This is a genomic window from Actinocorallia lasiicapitis (assembly GCF_054778695.1).
In genome coordinates, this window is the sequence record NZ_BAAGZI010000506.1 from 1 (window position 1) to 3,538 (window position 3,538).

The window sequence follows — 3,538 nt, forward strand, 5'->3', positions numbered from 1 at the left end:
AGGCGCGGGCCGGCTCCGCCGGGGCAGCGGCGCGCTGGCCGACGGCGCGGGCAAGCTGGAAGCGGGCGGCGGCAAGCTGAAGTCCTCGCTCGACCGGGGCGCCGACGAGGTCCCCACGATCACCGACGCCGACGCCGAGACCCTCGGCAACCCGATCATGGTCACCACCACCAACCTCCACCCCGCCACCTACTACGGCCGCGGCCTCGCCCCGTTCTTCTTCGCCATCGCCCTGTGGGTGTTCGGGATCGTGGCGTTCCTGCTGCTCCAGCCGGTGCCCGGCCGGATCCTGGCAAGCCCGCTCGGCTCCGCGACCGTCGCGTTGACGGCCTGGCTGCCGGTGATCGCGATGGGGCTCGCCGGGACGTCCCTGCTGTTCTGCGCGGTCAACTTCCTGCTCGGCCTCGACCCGGTCGACCTGTGGGGCACCGTCGGGCTGATGGCGCTGGGCATCGCGGCGTTCAGCGCGATCGTCCAGGTGATCAGGCTGGCGTTCGGGGCGGCGGGCGACGCGATCGCGCTGGTCCTGCTGATGGTGCAGCTCGTGTCGTGCGGCGGCCTCTACCCGATGCAGACCCTGCCCGAACCGTTCCGCACCCTCAACACCTTCGTCCCGATGACCTACCTGGTCCGAGGGCTGCGGGCGACGATCTCCGGCGGCAATCCGACGATCACCTGGACCTGTGCCGCCGTCCTCGCCGGATTCCTCGCCGGCGCGCTGGCCCTGCTGACCCTGACCGTCCATTCCCAGCGCACCTGGACCCTCGCCCGCCTCAAGCCGGAGCTGGAGCTGTAGCCCCGGATCCCGCTCTAGAACCCGGTTCTGCTTTCATGGCGGGTCATGAGCCTCTGGACCGCCGGGCACCGGGCCGCCACGGTCAGCCCGTTCGACGCCCTCAGCTACACCCACCCGCTGGCGTTCCGCGACCAGACCGTCCGGCAGAGCGTCCATCTGCACCGGGGCGGCGAACGGTTCCGGCTGCGGTTCAGCAACCGCTTCGGCACCGGGCCGCTGCGGCTCGGCGCGGTCAGGGCGGCGGGCGCCCGGGTGACGTTCGGCGGCGCGAAGTCGGCGGTGATCCCGGCCGGTGAGGGCCTGCTGTCCGACCCGGTCGACGTGGCCGTCCCCGACGGCCATGATCTGCCCGTCCACCTGTACGTGGACGGCCCGAGCGGCCCCCCGACCCGCCACCCCGACGCCCTGCGCACCGGCTCGTTCACCGACGGCGACACCACCGCCGACCCCGACGCGGAGCCCGCGGGCCGGTTCCTGTCCCTCAACTGGCTCGCCGGGGTCGACCTGTGGCGCGAGCGGGCCGACGGCGAACCGGTGATCGTCGCGTTCGGCGACTCGCTCACCGACGGCTCCGGCACCCCGCCCGACCGGGATCTGCGCTACCCCGACCACCTGTCGCGGCGGCTCGGCGTCCCCGTGCTCAATCTGGGCATCGGCGGCAACCAGCTCCTGCGCGACGGCTTCGGCGACGCCGGGCTGCGCCGGTTCCGCCGCGACGCCCTGTCCGTCCCCGGGCTCACCCATGTGATCATCGAGCTGGGGATCAACGATCTCGGCCTGCCGTCGATGCTCGCCCAGCCCAAGCACAGGGCCGGTGCGATCGTGGACGGGCTGCTCGCGCTGGCCGCGCAGGCCCGCGCGGCCGGTGTCGCGTCGACCGTCGCGACCCTGCCGCCCTACCGGGACGTCACGCACGGCGACTACTTCGCCGAGAAGGCCGTCCCTGTCCACGCGGAGATCAACGACCGGCTCAGGGACAGCGGCGAGCACCTGCTCGACCTGCACTCGGTGCTCGCCGGGCCGGACGGCGGCCTGAACCCGGCGTTCGACCAGGGCGACCGGCTCCACCCCAACCCCGCCGGGATGGCCGCGATCGCCGACGCCTACGCCCAGCCCTGAACTCCTTTACAGAAACGACTCTTGTGTCAGGGTGACAAAGCCCGACCAGCCACTTCTCTTTCCCGCGCATAACACCCAGCGGCTCCGGCGCGCTAACGTCCCGGGACCCAGCACCACCGTTCGAGGAGTGGCCCGTGTGGCAGAGGCGTGACTTCGTGAAGACCGCGGCAGGCGCCGCGGCTCTGTCCCTGCTCCCCCTGGAGTCGGCGGGCGCGTTCGCGGGCGGCGCCTACGTGGTCGGTGAGAAGAAGCTGAGCGCCAGGGTCCGCGACCTGACGGTCTACTCCCCCGCCATGAAGCGCCGGATGACCACGCGGATCATCCTGCCGAAGGGCTGGAGCCGCCAGCGCACCTGGCCGCTGCTCTGGCTGCTGCACGGCGGGCACGACGACTACCGGGCGTGGTCGAAGAACACCAAGATCGTGAAGATGGCCGCGTCCAAGAAGATGATCGTGGTGATGCCGGACGGCGGCCAGGGCGGCGGCTACACCGACTGGATGGTCGGCCCGAAATGGGAGACCTACCATCTCGGCGAGCTGCGGCCGCTGCTGATGAAGCGGTACGCGGGCAACAAGCGCCAGGCCGTCGTGGGGATCTCCTCGGGCGGCTACGGCGCGCTGATCTACTCCGCGCGCCACCCCGGGATGTTCAAGTTCACCGGCTGCATGTCGGGCTACGGCTCGACCCTGACGCCCGGCGCCCCCGAGGTCCTGCTCACCGGGATCCCCGGCTCCGGCGCGGAGAAGTTTCTGATGTGGGGGCAGCCGCAGGTCAACGTGGACGTCTGGAAGGCGCACGACCCGGTGCACCGGGCCAACGGCCTGCGCCGCACCAGGCTGTTCATCGCCTGCGCCAAGAACGGGGTCAAGGGCCCGCTCGACCCGCAGGACGCGCAGGCCGTCGATCCGGCCGAGGCGTTCTGCTACTACACCACCAAACCGCTGATCTCCCGTTTGAACGCCCTCAAGATCCCCTACACCGCGCATCTGTATGCGAAGGGCACCCACAACTGGCGTTACTGGCGGCGCGAGATGGATCGGATCTGGCCGACCCTCTGCAAGACGCTGCGCGCCTGACCGACCTATGCCGAACGACCGGTGGACGGCGGCCGAACCAAGGGTCTGGTCTCAGCGTCGAAGGTGCTGATAGGGATAGGCCAGGGCGTTCAGGTGAAAGTCGGGGCAAGGTGGTGGCTACGGTGCGCGGGGACGAGCGTGAGCGCATCGCCGACAGCCTCGTCGCCCTTCCCCAGCGCCCCGGCTACCCGCTCCTCAAAGGCGACGCCCCGACCGGTGAGACGGCCCGCAGGGCGGCGGAGTTCGACCGGCGGGTCGGCGAGCTCTGGTTGATCTTCGACGCCTACGGCCGCGCCCTCGACGAGGGCCGCGACCAGGTGGAACTGACCGACGAGCAGGCCAGGCCGACCCTGCTCGGCCCCGCCGTCGTCCAGCTGTCCCCGCGTGAGGCGCTCGCCCGGATGAGCGTGCTGTACGACGAGGCCACCGCCCTGCTCGACCAGGCGCGGCTGGACTGGGAGCGCTGCGCCGCCCGCGTCGAGCGGGACGCGGCGGCGCTGGCCGAGGCCTACCGGTACGGGCTGGAAGATCCGCGTCTGGCCGGGCT

3 protein-coding genes and 1 pseudogene are annotated in these 3,538 nt (G+C 71.5%); all 4 read left to right on the forward strand.

The annotated features are described in order from the left end of the window. Positions 1-796: YhgE/Pip family protein (locus tag ACYVE7_RS31120; RefSeq protein WP_460369773.1), on the forward strand; the 796-nt coding region annotated here is incomplete at its 5' end. Positions 797-841: 45 nt separating this feature from the next. Continuing rightward, positions 842-1,915 (forward strand): GDSL-type esterase/lipase family protein, encoded by a 1,074-nt coding sequence (locus tag ACYVE7_RS31125; RefSeq protein ID WP_460369775.1) that lies wholly within the window; start codon positions 842-844, stop codon positions 1,913-1,915. Between the two features lie 134 nt (positions 1,916-2,049). Then, on the forward strand, positions 2,050-2,991 hold the full coding sequence (locus tag ACYVE7_RS31130; protein WP_460369777.1) for an alpha/beta hydrolase: 942 nt from the start codon (positions 2,050-2,052) through the stop codon (positions 2,989-2,991). A 122-nt stretch (positions 2,992-3,113) separates the two neighbouring features. Beyond that, positions 3,114-3,538 (forward strand): annotated as a pseudogene (locus ACYVE7_RS31135) (hypothetical protein); the annotation flags it as partial.